We start from the raw sequence: 17,500 nt of genomic DNA, 5'->3' as shown, positions 1-17,500 counted from the left end.
ACTAGAACGTGTTTCAGTTCGGGGCAATCCTCGCGAGCACGCGGTCGAGGCCGGCCCGGACAGCGTCGTACGCCCCGGCCTCGGTGAGGTCGCGCGCCAGCTGCTCGTTGAGGCCACCGGGGGTCGCGTGCGCCGCGGCGAGCGCGTCGAAGTCGGCGTGCGGGGTGCTCAGCTCGCCGGCCAGGGCGGCGAACGTGTCGGCGACGTAGCGGCGTGCCTCGTCGCCGGGGATGCCACGGTCCTCCAGCCAGCCCGCGATCGTGCCCAGGTAGCGGAAGTACGCCGCGACCGTGGCCGACGCCGCGCCGATCGACTCGTAGGCGAGCTCGCTGTCGAGCACCAGGCTGCCGCCGAGGCGGTCGAAGAGGCCGGTGGCGGCGGGCGTGCCGGGGTGCACCGGGGTGGCGCCGCTGCGGGTCGCGACCGCCGGCAGCGGGGTGACCAGGGCGACGTCGGTCGCGGGCGCGACGACCGCCGCGAGGCCGGCGAGGTGCAGCTCGGCGACCGCGCTCAGGACGGCGTGGTCGGCGCGGAAGGTCAGGCCGGCCAGGACGTCGGCCGCGTCGGTCGGCAGCAGGCAGACGACCACGACGTCGGCGGCGTCCACGACGGCCTGGTTGTCGTCCGCGACCCGCACGGACGGGAAGCGGGCGGCGAGGCCGGCCGACCGCTCGGCGTTGCGCGGCGAGAGCACGACGTCGGGCGGGTCACCCACCCCCTCGCACAGGCCGGTGACGATCGCGGCCGCGATGGAGCCGACTCCCAGGACGCCGTAGGTGGTCACCGGACAACCTTCCCACCGCGACCCGTCTGCTCCCGACGGGCCCCTCCAGATGCGGTATGACGCGACCGCGCCCGAGGGCTAGCCTCACCTCCATCCAGCCTTGCCGCGGACCGCCGCGGCTCGTGACGCCTCGCCGACGCCCCTGCCTCCCCGGTCGCGACAACCCGCGCACCGAGGAGGACACATGAGCATCGACCTGGACACCTTGCGCGCCACGGTCCGTGGCGCCGTCACCGGACCGGACGACGCCGGCTACGACGAGGCCCGCACCGTACGCAACGGCATGATCGACCGGCGTCCACGCGTGGTCGTGCAGCCCGCGAACGCCGGCGACGTGATGACCGCGGTCCGCTTCGCCACCGACAACGGGCTGACGGTCGCCGTCCGCGGAGGCGCCCACAGCGTGCCCGGTTTCGGCACGTGCGACGACGGCGTGGTCATCGACCTCTCGGCCATGCGCGGTGTCCGCGTCGACCCGATGACCCAGACGGCCCGGGTCGGCGGCGGCGCCACCTGGGGCGACATGAACGCCGCGACGTACCCCTTCGGGCTGGCCACGACCGGCGGCATCATCTCGACCACCGGCGTCGGCGGGCTGACGCTCGGCGGCGGCATCGGCTACCTCTCACGTGGCTTGGGCCTGGCTCTCGACAACCTGCTCTCCGCCGACGTCATCACGGCCGACGGCACGTTCCACCTCGCCAGCGAGAAGGACGACGCCGACCTCTTCTGGGCGATCCGCGGCGGTGGTGGCAACTTCGGCGTGGTCACGTCGTTCGAGTTCAGGCTGAGCCCGGTCAAGGACATCTACGGCGGTCCCATCTTCTTCGAGCTCGAGCAGGCCGGGGACCTGTTCCGCCTCTACCGCGACTTCATCGCCGACGCACCGGAGGAGTTCGGCGGCTTCCCCGCCTACCAGATCGCGCCGCCGCTCCCGTTCATCCCGGAGCACCGCCACGGCCAGACGCTGGCCCTGCTGGTGACCTGCTGGACCGGTGACCTCGACCAGGGCGAGAAGGTGCTGGCGCCGTTCCGGGCCCTCGCCCCATCGGTTGCCGAGATGGTCGGGCCGATGCCCTACCCCGCGCTCAACAGCGCGTTCGACGACCTCTACCCGGCGGGTCTGCGCCACTACTGGAAGGCCAGCTTCGTCAAGGAGCTCACCGACGATGCGATCGACGCGCACGTCGAGCACGGCGCCAAGGTGCCCGCACTGACCTCGACGATGCACATCTACCCGATCAACGGCGCCTGCCACCGCGTCGCGCCGGACGCGACCGCGTTCGCCTACCGGGACGCGAGCTTCGCCACCGTCATCGCCGGGATGTGGCCGGATGCCGAGGACGACGAGGCCAACACGGCCTGGGTGCGCGGCTACTACGACGCCATCGCTCCCCACTCGGAGGAGGGCGGCTACATCAACTTCATGGCGGAGGACGACCAGAGCCGGATCCGCGCCAACTACAAGGGCAACTACGACCGCCTGGCCGAGATCAAGGGGCGTTACGACCCGGACAACGTCTTCCGGCACAACCAGAACATCGCGCCCGCCTGATCCGCGGCACTCACCGGTGCTTCGTCCCCGGGCGGTGCACCCGCCGCTCGAGGACGCCGATCTTGTCGATGCGGTGCTCGGGGTTGCCGAACCGGTCGGTCCAGTAGTTGCCGCGGGCGTGGTCCTCGGGGGTCGCGCACGTCGAGATGGTGATGTAGCCGTGCCGGGGCGCGACACCCGGCCTGCCGGGCACCGCCGCGCGCTGGGCGCGCAGCGACGTCGCCGAGCGGAACGACGTCCAGCGGGTCTTGATGATCCGGTAGACGTAGCGCCAGCGCCCGGCGTCGACGAAGACCTTGTCGCCGTGGTCGAGCGACGGCGTCCGCCCGAAGATGCCGCCGTGCGAGGTGCGGTGGCCGGTGACCTGGTAGTTGCCGAGGCCGCCAGGACCCGTGCCGCCGTGCTTGCCGTGCGAGCTCGCCGCGATCCCGCGGTTCTGGATCCGGGTCCCCCGGGCGTCGTCGGTCCTGCCGTAGTAGGCGACCACCTGGAGGTGGTGGACCCGCGGGAGCGTCGGGATCGTCAGCCGGGCGTCGTGCGCCGTGCCGCTGCTGAAGGCGTGCGAGAACCGCGGTGGCTCGTCAGCGGCGGCCGGAGCGCTCGACCCGACGGCAAGCACGACGGCGAGCACGACGGCGGCGTACGCGGGTCCGGCCGACCGGGTTCGATGCATGGAGCGGACGTACCCAGCCGCCGGACCCGCAAGCGCAACGGGTCAGCGGACGCCGATGCGGGCCGAGCAGGCCGGCCAGGCGCCCCAGCCCTGGCTCCGCTTGATCCGCTCGGCGATCTTGATCTGCTCGCCCTTGCTCGCGCGGCTCGGCAGGCTCGCGAACTGCCGCCCGCCGTGACCGGCCCAGGTGCTGGGGCTGATCTGGAGGCCGCCGTAGTAGCCGTTGCCGGTGTTGATGTGCCAGCGGCCGCCGGACTCGCAGTGGGCGAGCCGCTCCCAGGTCCGGACGGAGGCGGCCTGGGAGGGTGCGTCGAGCGCAACGACGGGGACGAGGGTCGTCGCCGTCAGGGCAGCAGCGGACAGCAGGGTGCGCATGCGCATGAGATCTCCTCGAACGCCTGCGAGGTGAGCTGTCGGGTTCGGGCAGGAGCTGCCCGGCCGCGCCCTACGGCGCCGGCTTCACCCCGAGGACCACACCCGGACATCGGGTGGTCCGTGGAACCTGTGGGTCCCCCGCTCCTGCCCGGAGTGTGTCTCGTGTCCGCTCCCGCCGGGCAGGACTCGGCGTACGGGGAGCGCGCCCCGCGGTTGCGCAGGACCTGTCGAGGCTAGGCAGGTGCCCCGCCCCGACACAAGTCGGCGCGGGGGTGGCCCGCCTCACGCCAGCAGTGCGGCCACCGAGCGGATCTCGTCGGCGGAGCGGCAGCTGAGCAGCAGGGTGGTGACGCCGGTCTCCTCCCACTGCGCGACCCGCTCCTTCACCTCCCCGGCGGTGCCGATGATGTGCATGTCGTCGACGAGCTCGTCGGGGATCAGCGCGGTCGCCCTGTCCTTCTCCCCGTTCAGGTAGAGGTCCTGCACCTCGCTCGCGAGGTCTTCGTAGCCCATCCGCACGAAGACCTGGTTGTGGAAGTTCGCCTCCTTGGCGCCCATGCCACCCATGTAGAGCGCGACGAACGGCCGCATCGCGTCGATGACCGCCGCCTTCTCCTCCGCGCTGTCCACGACCTGGAGGTGGCAGGTGGCGGCGATCTCGAAGTCGGCACGGGTACGCCGCGCGCCCGGCCGCGCGAAGCCCTCGTCGAGCCACGGCTGGTACATGCCGGCCGACTTCGGGGTGTAGAAGATCGGGATCCAGCCGTCGGCGATCTCGGCCGTCTGCGCGACGTTCTTCGGACCCTCGGCACCCAGCCAGATCGGCACGTCCGCGCGGAGCGGGTGCACGATCGGCTTGAGGGGCTTGCCGAGGCCGACGGAGTTCTCCCCGCGGTAGGGCAGCGGGTAGTGCGGGCCGTCGTTGGTCACCTTGTCCTGGCGGGCCAGGACCTTGCGGATGATCTCGACGACCTCGCGGGTGCGGGCCAGCGGCTTGCCGAAGGGCTGGCCGTACCAGCCCTCCACGACCTGCGGGCCGCTGACGCCCATCCCGAGGATGACCCGGCCGTTCGACAGGTGGTCGAGCGTCATCAGGTGCATCGCGATCGAGGTGGGTGCGCGGCCGGACATCTGCACGATCGACGTCCCGAGCTTGATCCGAGAGGTCTCGCGGCCCCACCAGGCGAGCGGGGTGAACGCGTCGCTCCCCCACGCCTCGGCGGTGAAGATCGCGTCGAAGCCGGCGTCCTCGGCGGCGGCGACCAGCTCTCCCACGCCCTGCGGCGGCTGTGCGCCCCAGTAGCCGAGCTGCAGTCCGAGCTTCATCCATCTCTCCTGTCGTCGTCGATGCTTGCCCGATCTTAGAACGTGTTCTAGTTTCGGACCATGACACGAACACTGTCAGCACCGGTCACCGTAGCGTTCGACTACACCCGCTCCACCGGGCCGGTCATCGGGCGCTTCCTCACCGGGCTCCGCGACGGGCAGGTCGTCGGCGGGCGCACCTCGGAGGGCGCGGTCGTCGTCCCGCCCCCGGAGTTCGACCCGGTGACCCACGAGCCGATCACCGACTTCGTCGAGGTCGCGCCGGTGGGGACCGTCACGTCGTGGACGTGGGTGCCCGAGCCGGTGAAGGGCCAGCCGTTCGACCGGCCGTTCGCGTTCGTGCTGGTGCGCCTCGACGGCGCCGACGCGCCCCTGCTGCACGCCCTCGACGTGTCGTCCCCCGACGAGGTGTCGACCGGGATGAGGGTCCAGGTGCGCTGGCGCGAGGAGCGGGTCGGCTCGATCACCGACATCGAGTGCTTCGAGGTCGCGACCGAGAGCGGACCCACGGGCGTCGAGGCGATCGGCGACAACCCGGTCACCGGCGTGATCGTCCCCGTGTCACTGGACTACCTCTACGCAGCGAGCCCCGAGGAGAGCGCCTTCTACCGCGGCCTCAACGAGGGCCGCATCCTCGGTCAGCGCTGCCCCACCTGCGAGAAGGTCTACGTGCCGCCGCGCAGCGCCTGCCCGACCGACGGCACACCGACCTCGGAGGAGGTCGAGGTCTCGCAGACCGGCACGATCACGACGTTCTGCATCGTCAACGTGCCGTTCCTGGGGCAGAAGATCACCCCGCCGTACGTCTCGGCGTACGTGCTGCTCGACGGCGCGGACATCGCGGTCCTGCACCTGATCCTCGGCGTCCCGGCCGCGGAGGTGCGGATGGGCATGCGGGTCGAGGCGGTGTGGAAGCCGCGCGAGGAGTGGACCTACTCCCTGGAGAACATCGACCACTTCGAGCCCACCGGCGAGCCTGACGCCGACTACGACACCTACAAGCACCACCTCTGAGGGGCGGAAGATGAGAGACGTTGCGGTCGTCGGGTTCGCCCAGCGACAGATGCCGGAGTTCGACGGGTCGCCGACCTGCGTGGAGCTGCTGGTGCCGCTCCTGGCCGAGTGCTACGAGCAGACCGGCTGGACCAGGCGGGACGTCGGGTTCTGGTGCTCGGGGTCCTCCGACTACCTCGCCGGCCGGTCGTTCTCCTTCGTGCAGGCGGTCGACGCGATCGGCGTGATCCCGCCGGTCAACGAGTCCCATGTCGAGATGGACCTGGCCTGGGCGCTCTACGAGGCGTGGCTCAAGATCCAGACCGGCGAGGTCGACACCGCCCTGGTCTACGCCTTCGGCAAGTCGTCGGCCGGCGTCCTGCGCCGGTCGCTCTCGCTGCAGCTGGAGCCCTACACCATGACGCCCCTGTGGCCCGACACCGTGTCGCTGGCCGCCCTGCAGGCGCGGGTCGGCATCGACGCGGGCGTCTGGGACGAGGCCGCGATGGCCGAAGTCGCCAACAGGTCGCTCACCGACGCCGAGAAGAACGAGTACTCGATCCGCAAGGGCGGGTCGTCGGTCGAGGAGCTGCTCGCCCGACCGATGTACGCCGACCCGCTGCGCAAGCACGACTGCTCCCCCGTCACCGACGGGGCGGCCGCCATCGTGCTCGCCGCGGGCGACAAGGCCCGCGAGGTGCGCGAGAAGCCCGCCTGGATCAGCGGGCTGGCGCACTTCGTCGACCCGATGAGCATGGGGACCCGCGACCTGACCCGCGCACCGTCGGCCGCCCGTGCCGCTGCCCAGCTCGACCTGTCCGGCGTCGAGCTGGCCGAGCTGCACGCGCCGTTCAGCCACCAGGAGCTGATCCTGCGCCGCGAGCTCGACCTGGCCGACGACGTACGCGTCAACCCGTCCGGTGGCGCGCTCACCAGCAACCCGATGTTCTCCGGCGGCGGCATCCGGATCGGCGAGGCGGCGGCGCGGATCTGGTCCGGCGAGATCGGCAAGGCGGTCGCGCATGCGACCTCCGGGCCGGCCCTGCAGCAGAACCTGCTCTGCACCCTGGAAGGACGGAACTGATGGCCAAGCAGCCTGCCGCCGTGGTCGGCGTGGGTCAGACCCACCACCGGGCCAAGCGCGAGGACGTCTCGATGGCCGGCCTGTGCCGCGAGGCCATCGACCGCGCGCTGGCCGACGCGAACATGACCTTCGACGACATCGACGCCGTCGTCGTCGGCAAGGCGCCCGACCTGTTCGAGGGCGTGATGATGCCCGAGCTCTTCCTCGCCGAGTCGCTCGGCGCGGCCGGCAAGCCGCTGCTGCGCGTGCACACGGCCGGCTCCGTCGGCGGCTCGACCGCGATCGTCGCGTCCTCGCTCGTGCAGGCGGGCGTGCACAAGCGGGTGCTGACGGTCGCCTACGAGAAGCAGTCGGAGTCCAACGCGATGTGGGCGCTGTCGGTGCCGCTCCCGTTCAACATGCCCGTGCACGCCGGTGCGGGCGGCTACTTCGCGCCGCACGTGCGCTCCTACATCCGGCGCTCCGAGGCACCCACGCACGTCGGCGCGATCGTGGCGGCCAAGGACCGCCAGAACGCGCTCAAGAACCCCTACGCGCACCTGAAGAACCCGGACACGACCGTCGAGTCGGTGCTGGCCTCGCAGATGCTCTGGGACCCGATCCGCTACGACGAGACCTGTCCGTCCTCCGACGGCGCCTGCGCGCTCGTCATCGTGTCCGAGGACGTCGCGGCCGCATCCCCCAACCCGGCTTGGATCCACGGCACCGTGATGCGGTCCGAGGCCACCACCGCCGCCGAGCGCGACCAGGTGAACCCGCAGGCGTCGCGGGACGCCGCCGCAGCGCTGTGGAAGCAGGCCGGCATCACCAACCCGCTCGAGGAGATCGACGCAGCCGAGATCTACGTGCCGTTCTCGTGGTTCGAGCCCATGTGGCTGGAGTCGCTCGGCTTCGCGGAGCTGGGTGGCGGATGGAAGCTCTCGGAGTCCGGGGCGACGGCGATGGACGGCAAGATCCCGGTCAACTGCTCGGGCGGCGTGCTCTCGTCGAACCCGATCGGCGCCTCCGGCATGCTCCGCTTCGGCGAGGCCGCCCTGCAGGTGCGCGGCGCGGCCGGTGAGCACCAGGTCGACGGCGTACGACGGGCCCTCGGTCATGCCTACGGCGGCGGCTCGCAATTCTTCGCCATGTGGGTCGTCGGCGCGGAGAAGCCGAGCAACTGACCCGGCGCGGGCTAGAGTCGGGACATGGGTGACGTCCTGGCCTTCCCGTCCCGTCCGCAGCCCGACCACGTCGAGCCGGAGCCGCTGTGGCGCGAGGCCGTGGGCCAGGAGCTCCGTGACGCACGGCGTACGGCCGAGCGCACGCTGTCCGACGTGGCGGGCAACGCCGGGGTGTCCACGCAGTACCTCTCCGAGGTCGAGCGTGGCCTCAAGGAGCCCTCGTCCGAGATCCTCGGTGCGGTCGCAGGCGCACTCGGGCTGCGGCTCGTCGACCTCACCACCCGGGTCTCCCGGCGGTTGTCCGCCGGCACGATCTCCGGGCCCGTGTGCCTGGCGGCCTGACTCAGTAGCCGGGGAAGACCCGCCGCAGGTCGTCCAGCGACACGTTGCCGCTGACCGACACCGCGGCGTCGTACGGCGCCCGCAGCCGGCCGGTCAGCAGCCGGACCGTCGCACCGGGCGCGCCCTCGAGCGTCGCCGTGGGATCGGCGGCCTCGTCGACGACGGCGACGCCGTCGTCGATGACCACGCCCCCTCCGGGGACCGCGAGCCGCACCGGCTCGGACACCTCGCCCGGCTTGGCCGAGAACCCGAGGAGGAAGGCCAGCGGGCCCCGGAAGAGCTCAGCCAGCACCTCCGCGGACTGCTCGGTGACCTCCGCCGCGGGGTCGAGGCCGGCGCGCACGTCCCAGGCGTGGTTGGCGACCTCGTTGAGCCGCATGCCGAGCGCGACCTCGAGCGGCGCCGGCTCCGGCAGGAAGCCGAGATCGACCGTCAGCGACTGCCGCTGCTCGGGCGAGAGGGCCTCGACGGTCTCGAGGTACGCCGTGTCGTGCCGCACGAAACCGGCCGCCTGGTCGACCGGCGACGAGGAGTCCCAGCGCGCCCACACGGACTGGTCGTCCTCCTCGTCGACGCTCTCGCCGGCCGCTCGTGCGATCGGCTTCCGCGTGATCTCGGCGCCGCTCCCGAGGTGCGACAGCGCCTGCGCGACCGTCCACTCGGATGCGCCGCTAGGCGCGTCGAGCGCCTCGTCGGGGAGGTTCGGGAGCAGGGCCACGAGCACGTCGTGCTCGTGGCGGAGGGCGGCGATGGTCCGGTCGACGAGGGAGGCGCTCATGACGGGCGCAACCGGTCAGACCGCGACTTTCTTCCGGCTGTCCAGGATCGCGTCGACGATCCCGTAGTCGACCGCGTCGCTCGCCGAGAGCACCAGGTCGCGATCGGTGTCCGCCCGCACCTGCTCCACGGAGCGACCGGTGTGCAGCGACAGGATCCGCTCCATCTCGACGCGCACGCGCGCGATCTCCTTCGCCTGGACGGCGAGGTCGGGCAGCGTGCCCTGTCCCCCGCCGGACGGCTGGTGCAGCACCACCCGGGCGTGCGGCAGCACCGTCCGGCGTCCCGGCGCGCCCGCGGCCAGCAGCACCGCCGCCGACGACGCGGCCTGGCCCACGCATGTCGTCCCCACCTCGGAGCGGATGAACTGCATGGCGTCGTAGATCGCCAGCATCGCCGTCACCGAGCCACCCGGTGAGTTGAGGTAGAGGTCGATCGGAGACTCCGGGCTCTCCGACTCCAGGTGCAGCAGCTGGGCGATCACGACGTTGGCGACGCCGTCGTCGATCTCGGTGCCGAGGTAGACGATGCGGTCGGTGAGCAGCCGGCTGTAGATGTCGACGGCCCGCTCGCCGCGGTGGGTCTTCTCCACCACGCTCGGGATCGTGTACTGCCCGCTCATCGGACGACCCCGAACGCCGCTGCCGGCCGTGCCGGCGTCACGGCCCTCGCGTCGGTCAGCACCGCGTCGACGAAGCCGTAGTCCCTCGCCTGCTCCGCGGTGAACCACCGGTCCCGCTGCGAGTCCTGCTCGACCACCTCGCGCGACTGGCCGGTGTGCTCGGCGATCAGGTCGAGCAGCACGTTCTTCACGTGCTCGAGGTTCTCGGCCTGGATCTCGATGTCGATGGCGGTGCCACCGATGCCGGCCGATCCCTGGTGCATGAGGATCCTGGAGTGCGGCAGCGCGTAGCGCTTGCCGGGCGTCCCGGCCGAGAGCAGGAACTGCCCCATGCTCGCGGCGAGCCCCATCGCGAGCGTGCTGACGTCGTTGGGGATCAACCGCATGGTGTCGTAGATGGCCAGGCCCGCGGTCACGCTGCCGCCGGGCGAGTTGATGTAGAGCGCGATGTCGCGGTGGGGATCCTCGGCGGAGAGCAGCAGCAGCTCCGCGCAGATCTTGTTGGCGATCACGTCGTCGACCTCCTGGCCGAGGACGATGATCCGCTGGTGCAGCAGCCGGTCGGCGGCCGAGAGCCCGGCGAGGTTCGGTGTCTGGGTCATGCCCCCAGCGTTCGGCGTACGGCGGCCGGGATCCAGCGGATCCGCCCTGGGCAGATCCGCCGTCAGCGGAGGGACGCGGCGGCGAGCGCCGAGTCGAGCTGCTCGAGGGTGCTCACCCCCACGATCGGCTTCCAGCCGCGCTCCAGCATCCACGCCAGCACCAGCTGCGACCGCGGCACGCCCAGCTCCGCCGCACGCGCCGACAGCTCCGCGAGCCGCTGCGTCGTGCCGGGGTGGTCGTAGGCCTCCGGGAACGGCCGGTCCGCGCGGTCGAAGCTGCCCTGCACCAGGGGGCTGTAGACCCAGAGCTCGATCTCGGGGTGCTCGGCGAGGTAGTCGAGCGTCTCGTCGGTGACGAACCCGAACCGGTGGTCCTTGCCCGGCACCTGCGCGCCGGGGCGCGGGTCGACGTACGACGTGGTGAGCTGGAGGGCGGTCCACGGCTCGACGCCGAGCCGGGCGGCGATGGCGCGGGCACGCTCCACCCGCCAGGTGGGGTGGTTGGAGACCCCCAGGCGGCGTACGGCGCCGCGGGCGACCAGAGCGCCGAACGCGCCGACGGTCTCCTCGAGGTCGGTCAACCGGTCCTCGCCGTGCGCCCAGTAGACGTCGATCGTGTCGACGCCGAGGCGCTCCAGGCTCTTCGCCGACTCGCGCTCGATGACGGGCGCCGAGAGTCCCTCGACCCCGCCGCCGTCGACCGGCTCGACCCCCACCTTGGTGGCGATCGTCAGCTCGTCGCGCAGGCCGGGGTTGGCCCGCAGCCAGCGCCCGAGCAGCGCCTCGCTCTGCCCGCCGTGCCCGGTCGGCGAGGACCAGAACGAGTAGCAGTTGGCCGTGTCGAGGATCCGACCGCCGGATTCGACGTACCGGTCGAGGAGCGCGTACGACGTCGCCTCGTCGGTGCGGGTGCCGAAGTACATGGTGCCGAGCACGAGGTCCACCCCGCCACCCTAGATAGGGTCACCACATGATCGAGCTCCGCACGCCCGCCCAGATCGAGCAGATGCGCCCCGCCGGCCGCTTCGTCGCCGACGTCATCACCGCGCTCGCCGAGAAGGCCGACGTCGGCGTGAACCTGCTCGAGCTCGACGCGCTCGCGCACCGGATGATCCGCGACCGCGGCGCCGAGTCCTGCTACATCGACTACCACCCGTCGTTCGGCGCCTCGCCGTTCGGCAAGGTGCTCTGCACCTCGGTCAACGACGCGGTGCTGCACGGCCTGCCGTTCGACTACACGCTGCAGGACGGCGACCTGCTGTCGGTGGACTTCGCCGCCAGCGTCGACGGCTGGGTGGCCGACTCGGCGCTCAGCGTCGTCGTCGGCACGCCCCGCCAGGAGGACCTCGACCTGATCGAGGTCACCGGTCGGGCGCTGACTGCCGGCATCGAGCAGGCCCGGCCCGGCCACCGGCTCGGCGACATCTCGGCCGCCATCGGCGACGTCGCCCGAGCGGCCGGGCTGGGCGTCAACCTGCAGTTCGGCGGCCACGGCGTCGGCCGCACCATGCACGGCGAGCCGCACGTCCCCAACGACGGACGACCGGGCCGGGGCCTCAAGCTGCGCCCCGGCCTCGTCATCGCGATCGAGCCGTGGTTCCTCCACACCACCGACGAGATCTACACCGACGCCGACGGCTGGACGCTGCGCAGCAAGGACGGCTCCCGCGGCGCCCACATGGAGCACACCGTCGCGATCACCGCCGACGGCCCGCTGGTCCTCACGGCGCGTACTTGACCGGCAGGTCCTTGAGGCCGTTGACCCACGAGTGCCGCAGCCGCGCCGGCTCACCCAGCTTGCTGATGTCGGGCGCGTGGTCGGCGAGCGCGTTGAAGATCACCCGGATCTCCTGCCGGGCCAGGTTGGCGCCCAGGCAGTAGTGGGCGCCGTGCCCGCCGAACCCGAGCTGCGGGTTGGGGTCGCGCAGGATGTTGAACGTGAAGGGGTCCTCGAAGACGTCCTCGTCGAAGTTGGCGCTGGCGTAGAACAGCGCCGCCCGCTCGCCCTTCTTGAACTGCTGGCCCCCGACCTCCACGTCGTTGAGCGCGGTGCGCTGGAAGACGGTGACCGGCGTGGCCCAGCGGACCACCTCGTCGACCATGGTGGCCGGCCGGTCCCGCTTCCAGATCTCCCACTGCTCGGGGTTGTCGAGGAAGGCGTTCATGCCGTGGGAGATCGCGTTGCGCGTGGTCTCGTTGCCGGCGACCGCCAGCAGGATCACGAAGTAGCCGAACTCGTCGTCGGAGAGGCCGCGCTCGCCCTTGTGCGCGTTGATCAGCTTGGTGATCAGGTCGTCGCGCGGGTTGGCCTTGCGCTCGGCGGCGAGCATCATCGCGTAGCCGAGGATCTCGGCCGCGGCGACGTCGTTGTTGCCGGCGTAGTCGGGGTCCTCCCCCGCGAGCATCTGGTTGGACCAGTCGAAGAGCTTGTGCCGGTCCTCCTGCGGGACGCCGATCAGGTCGGCGATCGCCTGGAGCGGCAGCTCGGCGGCGATCTCCTCGACGAAGTTGCCGGTGCCCCGGCCGACCGCGTCCTGGACGATCTGGTTGCCGCGCTTGACCATCGTCTCCTCGAGCTCGGCGATCGAGCGCGGGGTGAAGCCCCGGGAGATGATCGCGCGGGTCGCCGTGTGCTCGGGCGGGTCCTGGTTGATCAGGATGACCCGCTGCAGCTCGATCTGCTCCCGCAGCATCTCGTTGGGGAAGCGGACGATCGCGCCGTTCTCGTACGTCGACCAGTTCTTGCTGTCCTTGGAGATCGCGGCGACGTCCTCGTGCCGGGTGATCGCGTAGTAGCCCGCCTGGCCCTCGGCCCCGAAGCCCGACGTCCACGTCGGGTCCTGCGCGACCCACACGATCGGGCTGTTCTGGCGCGCGGCGCGGAACTCAGCGTGCGGGATCGCCTGCTGGTTCACGTCCGGATCGGTGAAGTCGAATCCCTCGGGCAGGACGTCGGTAGCGGTCACGGGAGCTCCCTCTGCTGGAACGGACAGGCCGGTTGTAACACGTTCTAGTGCCAGAAGATACATACCGCCAGTACGGAAAGAAAGATTGTCCAGAACAAGAACGTGTTCTATTTTGGCGGCATGGGCAACCCCGTGATCATCGACGCCGTCCGCACCCCCCTCGGCAAGCGAAGGGGCTGGCTGGCCGGGGTCCACCCCGCCGTCCTGCTGGGTCACGCGATGAGCGAGGTGCTCGAGCGCAACGGCGTGGACTCCGACCTCGTCGACCAGGTGGTGGCCGGCTGCGTCACCCAGGCGGGCGAGCAGTCCAACGGGATGGTCCGGCGGGCGTGGCTGCATGCCGGGCTGGCCCAGCACACCGGCGGCACGATGGTGGACGCGCAGTGCGGCTCGGGCCAGCAGGCCGCGCACCTGATCAACGACATGGTCGCCGCCGGCACGATCGACGTCGGGATCGCCGCGGGCGTCGAGGCGATGTCCCGGATCCCGCTCGGCGCCAACGTGCCGGCCGGCACGGGCGATCCGCGCCCCGCTGACTGGTCGATCGACATGCCCAACCAGTTCGAGGCCGCCGACCGGATCGCCCGCAACCGCGGCTTCACGCGCGCCGACCTCGAGGCGTTCGGCCTCGCGTCGCAGCAGAAGGCCCGGGTCGCGGTCGACGAGGGCCGGTTCAAGCGCGAGATCACCGCCGTCGAGGCACCGGCGCTCGGCGAGGACGGGTCGCCCACCGGCGAGACCCGTCTGGTCGACACCGACCAGGGTCTGCGCGAGACCACCCTCGAGGGACTCGCGGCGCTCAAGACCGTGCTGCCCGACGGGCTGCACACCGCCGGCACCTCCTCGCAGATCAGCGACGGGGCGTCCGCCGTACTCATCATGGATGAGGACAAGGCGCGCGCCCTCGGCCTCACCCCGCGCGCCCGGATCGCATCCCACTGCTTGGTCGGCTCCGACCCCTACTACCACCTCGACGGCCCCATCGAGGCGACCGCGAAGGTGCTCGCCCGCACCGGCCGCACCATCGACGACTTCGACCTCTTCGAGGTCAACGAGGCCTTCGCCTCCGTCGTGCTGTCCTGGGCGGGCCAGCACCGGGTCGACCTCGACAAGGTCAACGTCAACGGCGGCGCCATCGCCCTCGGCCACCCCGTCGGCTCCACCGGCACCCGCCTGATCACCACCGCCCTGCACGAGCTCGAGCGCCGCGACGGGTCGTCCGCGCTGCTCTCGATGTGCGCCGGCGGCGCGATGGCGACCGGCACCGTCCTCGAGCGGATCTGAGGGCTCGCGGCCGCCTCGGCCTCGGCCCAGCGCAGTTTCATCAAGGGATGCTGTCGAAACCGCGCTTTCCCGGCCGAGCTCGCCGAGGGAAGCGCGGTTTCATCAAGGGATGAGGGTGAGGCGACGGAGCCCCGAATGAGGCGCGCCGCCGCACTCAGGCCAGCCGGTTGAGCCGTGCGCGGACCCGCTCGGCGGTCGCCTGCGGAGCGTCGTAGTCGCTCCAGACCAGCCGGACCATCGACATACCCGTGATCTCGCGCAGCTGGTCCTCGCGAACCTTCTCGCTGAACACGACGTCCCCCGGCGACTGCCCCGGCTTCAGGAGCCGTCCGTACTTCACGATGCCGTCGAACTCACCCATCAGGCCGTGGCCCGGCCAAGCCCAGTCCGTGGTGCCGATCAGCTCTCCAGCGGCAGATCGGACCTCGTACTGGACGATCGGAGCCGGCAGGCCCGCGCACCGGAACAGCCACCGGCCGCGAGACTCACCGACCGATCCGGCACCGCCGTCGGCCATCCGCACCGGGACGTGGAGGTGCTGCGTGTACGGCCAGTGCTCCATGGACTCGAAACGGCGGAACAGTCCCTCCGCGTCGCCGTGTCCCGCACGCAGCACGCCGTCGAACAGGGTGAGAGCCACCTCGTTCGTCGTTCTCGATGCCGTCTCGATCGCGCAGCGATCCGCGGCGAGCACTGCCAGGCCGCCGACGACGACGGCGTCGTCAACGGCGCAGCGGCCCTCGTGGTGCACCACGTCGCCCTCGATGCGACCGGGACCGCCATCGAGCCGGGTGACGTGGATCCGTCGCAGGTCGCAACCCCAGACGTCCACGCGGTGGACAACCAGTCCGGAGACGTGGCTCAGGGCGACCGCGTCGCCCAGCGAGTGCGCGACCGCACGCGCGGTGACCAAGTGGCGATCGACCGCATCGAGGCTCGCCCACACGCCGTGGAACGTGTAGTAGCCGCGCCGGATCCGGTGCCACAGACGCGCTCGCATCGCCTGCGCGACGTCACGGTCGCCGTAGCCCGCCGCCCGAGCCTCGGCGCGGGTGAAGAAGCTCTGACGGAGGACGAGCTGATGCAGAGGGTCCATGACGGCAGCCTCCAGCCGGTACGCCGGGCGCGGGCAGCCATCGGCTCTGCGCTGTGCAGAAGGGTGTCGGGGGCCGTGCCTGTGGACAGTTCGTGGCGGCCCGCAGGTTCGCCCTCATCCCTTGATGAAGCCGCGCTTCCCCTGCCGGATTCGCCCAGGGAGGCGCGACTTCGCCTTCATCCCTTGATGAAACTGCGGCGCCTGCACCCGGCACGCCCCAAGCCGCCTCAGGCGCCGTACACCGGCTCCGGGGCGGGGCCCTGCGCGAGGAGGCCACGCAGGGCCGGGCCGACCTCGGCCGCCTCCCACCTGCGGCCGAGGTCGTGCGCGGGTCCGTGGCGCCAGCCGAGCTCGACGGTCAGCTGCGACCCGTCGATCTCGATCACCCGTCCGGTGACGTCGCCGGCCTCCTCGGAGGCGAGCCACGCGACGATCGGCGAGTTGTCCTCGGGCAGGGCCATCTCCGAGGTGTCGAAGGCGCCCTCCGTCATGCGCGTCCGGGCGACCGGGGCGATCGCGTTGACGGTGACGCCGTAGCGCCCCATCTCCTGGGCCGCGACCAGCGTCAGCCCGGCGATGCCGGCCTTCGCCGCGGAGTACGTCGCCTGCCCGACCGAGCCCTGGAGGCCCGCGCCGGACGAGGTGTTGATGACCCGGGCGGCGCGCTGGCGGCCCTCCTTCGCCTCCGCGCGCCAGTAGGCGCCGGCGTGCCGCAACGGCGCGAAGTGGCCCTTGAGGTGCACGCGGATGACCGCGTCCCACTCCTCCTCGGAGGTGTTGACCAGCATCCGGTCGCGCACGAACCCGGCGTTGTTGACCAGGATGTCGAGCCCGCCGAAGGTGTCGATCGCCTGCCGCACCATCGCCTCGGCCTGCGCGAAGTCGGCGACGTCGGCGGTGTTGACCACCGCTCGGCCGCCGGATGCGGTGATCTCGGCGACCACGGACTCGGCGGGGGTCTCCCCCGTCCCCTCGCCCGCGAGCGAGACGCCGTAGTCGTTGACGACGACGGCGGCGCCGTGCCGGGCGAGCTCGAGCGCGTGCGCGCGGCCGATCCCGCGGCCGGCGCCGGTGACGATCGCGACGCGACCGTCCAGCAACAACGTCATGAGAGTCCCTTCGAGACGATGAGGAAGGCGGGCGGCTCCCCGCCCCCGTGGCAGGCGACGGTCGCGCCCGAGACGTACGACGCCAGGTCGCTGGCCAGGAACGCGACGACGTTGCCGACCTCGTCGGGGCGCGCCATCCGGCCGAGCGGGATCGTCTGCTCGATCGCCGCGACCGACGCGTCGTCCCCGTAGTGGTCGTCGGTCTGCTCGGTGCGGCAGAGGCCGACGTCGACCGCGTTGACGCGCACCTTCGGCGCCCACTCCATCGCGAGCGACGTCGTGAGCGAGTCCAGCCCGGCCTTTGCCGCGCCGTACGCCGCGATCGTCGGCGCCGGCCGGTGCGCCGAGACCGAGGAGATGTTGACGATCACGCCGCCGGTCTCCTGCCCCTGCATGACGGCGTTGGCCGCCTGGGCGCACAGCAGCGGCGCGAGCAGGTTGAGGCCGACGATCTTGTCGTGGAAGCGCGGCGACGCGGTCGCGGCGGCGGCCGCGGGCGCTCCGCCGGCGTTGTTGACGAGGATGTCGAGCCGGTCCAGCGACGCGACGAGCGCCTGCACGGCCTCGGGCTCGCGGACGTCGCACACCCGGTGGGTCGTGCCCGGGACCGGGTCGACCTCGGAGCGCGAGCAGGTCACCACGGTCGCGCCCGCCGCAAGCAGGGCGTGGGTGATGCCGAGCCCGATGCCGCGCGTGCCGCCCGTGACGAGGGCGACGCGCCCGGCGAGGTCCACGGTCAGCGTCATGCT

At 71.7% G+C, this 17,500-nt stretch carries 19 protein-coding genes and 1 riboswitch; of the genes, 7 read left to right on the top strand and 12 right to left on the bottom strand.

Annotation, left to right across the window (positions count from 1 at the left end; translation table 11 throughout):
- Positions 1-13 precede the first annotated feature (13 nt).
- Positions 14-784 (bottom strand): NAD(P)-binding domain-containing protein, encoded by a 771-nt coding sequence (locus tag HZF07_RS02895; RefSeq protein WP_157346849.1) that lies wholly within the window; start codon positions 782-784, stop codon positions 14-16.
- A 184-nt stretch (positions 785-968) separates the two neighbouring features.
- On the opposite strand from HZF07_RS02895, the gene HZF07_RS02890 reads away from it, so the two are divergent.
- A complete protein-coding gene (locus HZF07_RS02890; RefSeq protein WP_157346848.1) occupies positions 969-2,339 on the top strand; it encodes an FAD-binding oxidoreductase in 1,371 nt (456 codons plus the stop codon).
- Positions 2,340-2,349: 10 nt separating this feature from the next.
- Here HZF07_RS02890 and HZF07_RS02885 read toward each other — a convergent pair whose 3' ends face one another.
- The 3 genes from HZF07_RS02885 to HZF07_RS02875 form a co-directional block, all read right to left on the bottom strand.
- The gene (locus HZF07_RS02885) at positions 2,350-3,012 is read right to left on the bottom strand and encodes a sortase domain-containing protein (protein WP_157346847.1); all 663 of its coding nucleotides are present in this window, start codon (positions 3,010-3,012) and stop codon (positions 2,350-2,352) included.
- A 42-nt stretch (positions 3,013-3,054) separates the two neighbouring features.
- Entirely contained in the window at positions 3,055-3,393 is a 339-nt protein-coding gene (locus HZF07_RS02880; protein WP_157346846.1) for a transglycosylase family protein, read from the bottom strand.
- Positions 3,393-3,553: riboswitch (cyclic di-AMP (ydaO/yuaA leader) on the bottom strand. (Overlaps the previous gene by 1 nt.)
- Before the next feature lie 116 nt (positions 3,554-3,669).
- The gene (locus HZF07_RS02875) at positions 3,670-4,713 is read right to left on the bottom strand and encodes an LLM class F420-dependent oxidoreductase (RefSeq protein WP_157346845.1); all 1,044 of its coding nucleotides are present in this window, start codon (positions 4,711-4,713) and stop codon (positions 3,670-3,672) included.
- 60 nt (positions 4,714-4,773) lie between these two features.
- Between HZF07_RS02875 and HZF07_RS02870 the strand changes: the two genes are divergently transcribed.
- The 4 genes from HZF07_RS02870 to HZF07_RS02855 are packed head-to-tail and all read left to right on the top strand — an operon-like array spanning position 4,774 to position 8,295.
- The gene (locus HZF07_RS02870) at positions 4,774-5,727 is read left to right on the top strand and encodes a Zn-ribbon domain-containing OB-fold protein (RefSeq protein WP_157346844.1); all 954 of its coding nucleotides are present in this window, start codon (positions 4,774-4,776) and stop codon (positions 5,725-5,727) included.
- 10 nt (positions 5,728-5,737) lie between these two features.
- On the top strand, positions 5,738-6,790 hold the full coding sequence (locus HZF07_RS02865; RefSeq protein ID WP_157346843.1) for a thiolase domain-containing protein: 1,053 nt from the start codon (positions 5,738-5,740) through the stop codon (positions 6,788-6,790).
- The gene (locus HZF07_RS02860; RefSeq protein ID WP_157346842.1) at positions 6,790-7,953 is read left to right on the top strand and encodes a thiolase domain-containing protein; all 1,164 of its coding nucleotides are present in this window, start codon (positions 6,790-6,792) and stop codon (positions 7,951-7,953) included. The genes HZF07_RS02865 and HZF07_RS02860 overlap by 1 nt, the downstream gene beginning before the upstream one ends.
- Before the next feature lie 24 nt (positions 7,954-7,977).
- Entirely contained in the window at positions 7,978-8,295 is a 318-nt protein-coding gene (locus tag HZF07_RS02855; RefSeq protein ID WP_157346840.1) for a helix-turn-helix domain-containing protein, read from the top strand.
- A gap of 1 nt (position 8,296) precedes the next feature.
- On the opposite strand, the gene HZF07_RS02850 is transcribed toward HZF07_RS02855, so the two are convergent.
- From HZF07_RS02850 to HZF07_RS02835, 4 genes are all read right to left on the bottom strand, one after another.
- The gene (locus HZF07_RS02850; RefSeq protein WP_157346838.1) at positions 8,297-9,073 is read right to left on the bottom strand and encodes a maleylpyruvate isomerase family mycothiol-dependent enzyme; all 777 of its coding nucleotides are present in this window, start codon (positions 9,071-9,073) and stop codon (positions 8,297-8,299) included.
- A gap of 15 nt (positions 9,074-9,088) precedes the next feature.
- Positions 9,089-9,694 carry a ClpP family protease gene (locus tag HZF07_RS02845; RefSeq protein WP_157346835.1) on the bottom strand — a complete coding sequence of 202 codons (606 nt, stop codon included), beginning with the start codon at positions 9,692-9,694 and terminating at the stop codon, positions 9,089-9,091.
- A complete protein-coding gene (locus HZF07_RS02840) occupies positions 9,691-10,296 on the bottom strand; it encodes a ClpP family protease (RefSeq protein ID WP_157346833.1) in 606 nt (201 codons plus the stop codon). Before HZF07_RS02840 ends, HZF07_RS02845 begins: the two co-directional genes overlap by 4 nt.
- 62 nt (positions 10,297-10,358) lie before the next feature.
- Positions 10,359-11,240, bottom strand: coding sequence for an aldo/keto reductase (locus tag HZF07_RS02835; RefSeq protein WP_309504328.1), 882 nt, complete (start codon positions 11,238-11,240; stop codon positions 10,359-10,361).
- A gap of 26 nt (positions 11,241-11,266) precedes the next feature.
- Here HZF07_RS02835 and map point away from each other — a divergent pair, with 26 nt between their 5' ends.
- On the top strand, positions 11,267-12,034 hold the full coding sequence (gene map / locus HZF07_RS02830) for a type I methionyl aminopeptidase (RefSeq protein ID WP_157346831.1): 768 nt from the start codon (positions 11,267-11,269) through the stop codon (positions 12,032-12,034).
- On the opposite strand, the gene HZF07_RS02825 is transcribed toward map, so the two are convergent.
- Positions 12,018-13,262, bottom strand: a complete 1,245-nt coding sequence (locus HZF07_RS02825; protein ID WP_309504326.1) for a cytochrome P450 — start codon at positions 13,260-13,262, stop codon at positions 12,018-12,020. The two genes, map and HZF07_RS02825, sit on opposite strands and share 17 nt — an antisense overlap.
- A gap of 120 nt (positions 13,263-13,382) precedes the next feature.
- Here HZF07_RS02825 and HZF07_RS02820 point away from each other — a divergent pair, with 120 nt between their 5' ends.
- Entirely contained in the window at positions 13,383-14,546 is a 1,164-nt protein-coding gene (locus HZF07_RS02820; protein WP_157346827.1) for a steroid 3-ketoacyl-CoA thiolase, read from the top strand.
- Positions 14,547-14,700: 154 nt separating this feature from the next.
- Here the strand turns inward: HZF07_RS02820 and HZF07_RS02815 are convergent, their stop codons facing one another.
- The 3 genes from HZF07_RS02815 to HZF07_RS02805 all read right to left on the bottom strand — a co-directional run bounded on the left by HZF07_RS02815 (position 14,701) and on the right by HZF07_RS02805 (position 17,497).
- Positions 14,701-15,642: a type IV toxin-antitoxin system AbiEi family antitoxin domain-containing protein gene (locus HZF07_RS02815; protein ID WP_157346825.1), complete on the bottom strand. Its 942-nt coding sequence runs from the start codon at positions 15,640-15,642 to the stop codon at positions 14,701-14,703.
- A gap of 227 nt (positions 15,643-15,869) precedes the next feature.
- Entirely contained in the window at positions 15,870-16,751 is an 882-nt protein-coding gene (locus tag HZF07_RS02810; protein ID WP_157346822.1) for an SDR family oxidoreductase, read from the bottom strand.
- Complete coding sequence (locus HZF07_RS02805) at positions 16,748-17,497, bottom strand: SDR family oxidoreductase (RefSeq protein WP_157346820.1); 750 nt, start codon at positions 17,495-17,497, stop codon at positions 16,748-16,750. Before HZF07_RS02805 ends, HZF07_RS02810 begins: the two co-directional genes overlap by 4 nt.
- Positions 17,498-17,500: the final 3 nt, after the last annotated feature.

The organism is Nocardioides agri (assembly GCF_013778305.1).
In the GTDB taxonomy this organism is placed as follows: Bacteria; Actinomycetota; Actinomycetes; order Propionibacteriales; family Nocardioidaceae; genus Nocardioides; species Nocardioides agri.
The sequence above is the reverse complement of the archived record's forward strand: the minus strand, read 5'-3'. Positions and strand labels throughout refer to the sequence as shown.

Excerpts from the sequence above, each read along its gene's own strand:
- HZF07_RS02890 (WP_157346848.1), top strand. The coding sequence starts at position 969 with ATGAGCATCGACCTGGACACCTTGCGCGCCACGGTCCGTGGCGCCGTC.
- HZF07_RS02885 (WP_157346847.1), bottom strand. The coding sequence starts at position 3,012 with ATGCATCGAACCCGGTCGGCCGGACCCGCGTACGCCGCCGTCGTGCTC.
- HZF07_RS02880 (WP_157346846.1), bottom strand. The coding sequence starts at position 3,393 with ATGCGCATGCGCACCCTGCTGTCCGCTGCTGCCCTGACGGCGACGACC.
- HZF07_RS02875 (WP_157346845.1), bottom strand. The coding sequence starts at position 4,713 with ATGAAGCTCGGACTGCAGCTCGGCTACTGGGGCGCACAGCCGCCGCAG.
- HZF07_RS02870 (WP_157346844.1), top strand. The coding sequence starts at position 4,774 with ATGACACGAACACTGTCAGCACCGGTCACCGTAGCGTTCGACTACACC.
- HZF07_RS02865 (WP_157346843.1), top strand. The coding sequence starts at position 5,738 with ATGAGAGACGTTGCGGTCGTCGGGTTCGCCCAGCGACAGATGCCGGAG.
- HZF07_RS02860 (WP_157346842.1), top strand. The coding sequence starts at position 6,790 with ATGGCCAAGCAGCCTGCCGCCGTGGTCGGCGTGGGTCAGACCCACCAC.
- HZF07_RS02855 (WP_157346840.1), top strand. The coding sequence starts at position 7,978 with ATGGGTGACGTCCTGGCCTTCCCGTCCCGTCCGCAGCCCGACCACGTC.
- HZF07_RS02850 (WP_157346838.1), bottom strand. The coding sequence starts at position 9,073 with ATGAGCGCCTCCCTCGTCGACCGGACCATCGCCGCCCTCCGCCACGAG.
- HZF07_RS02845 (WP_157346835.1), bottom strand. The coding sequence starts at position 9,694 with ATGAGCGGGCAGTACACGATCCCGAGCGTGGTGGAGAAGACCCACCGC.
- HZF07_RS02840 (WP_157346833.1), bottom strand. The coding sequence starts at position 10,296 with ATGACCCAGACACCGAACCTCGCCGGGCTCTCGGCCGCCGACCGGCTG.
- map (WP_157346831.1), top strand. The coding sequence starts at position 11,267 with ATGATCGAGCTCCGCACGCCCGCCCAGATCGAGCAGATGCGCCCCGCC.
- HZF07_RS02820 (WP_157346827.1), top strand. The coding sequence starts at position 13,383 with ATGGGCAACCCCGTGATCATCGACGCCGTCCGCACCCCCCTCGGCAAG.
- HZF07_RS02815 (WP_157346825.1), bottom strand. The coding sequence starts at position 15,642 with ATGGACCCTCTGCATCAGCTCGTCCTCCGTCAGAGCTTCTTCACCCGC.
- HZF07_RS02810 (WP_157346822.1), bottom strand. The coding sequence starts at position 16,751 with ATGACGTTGTTGCTGGACGGTCGCGTCGCGATCGTCACCGGCGCCGGC.
- HZF07_RS02805 (WP_157346820.1), bottom strand. The coding sequence starts at position 17,497 with ATGACGCTGACCGTGGACCTCGCCGGGCGCGTCGCCCTCGTCACGGGC.